Annotated in this window: 1 protein-coding gene; it reads left to right on the forward strand. The window is 47.2% G+C overall.

The window, feature by feature from the left end; translation table 11 throughout:
• Window positions 1-306 (forward strand): spondin domain-containing protein (locus A3763_RS28320; RefSeq protein ID WP_197482805.1); only part of this gene is annotated, 306 nt, incomplete at its 5' end.
• Window positions 307-341: the final 35 nt, after the last annotated feature.

Below are 341 nucleotides of genomic sequence, written 5' to 3' on the forward strand. Positions count from 1 at the left end.
TCCGGAACCTATACATACTATGCCAAAGCCTATGATGCAGGTACAGAAGCCAATGACGAAGTGGTGGGTAGTGGTGCGGTAGGCGAGGCCGGTTTTCCTGCTCCTGGGCCGGTTGCAGCGACCCTAGGTGAAAATGGTACTGGTATTGTTGCCACTGCTGAAGGTTATGTTCATATCCATCGTGGTGCTTTGGGGGATCTGGATGCTGATGGAGGTGTTTCAGATTTAGATAGTACTACTCACAGATGGTTGAACCCAATTGCCAAGATTACTGTAACGGTAAGCGAATACAGGGCAGAGCTATGAACGGTTATTTTTCTATCAATAAGAAGTTGATGAGT

The organism is Oleiphilus sp. HI0128, assembly GCF_001635365.1.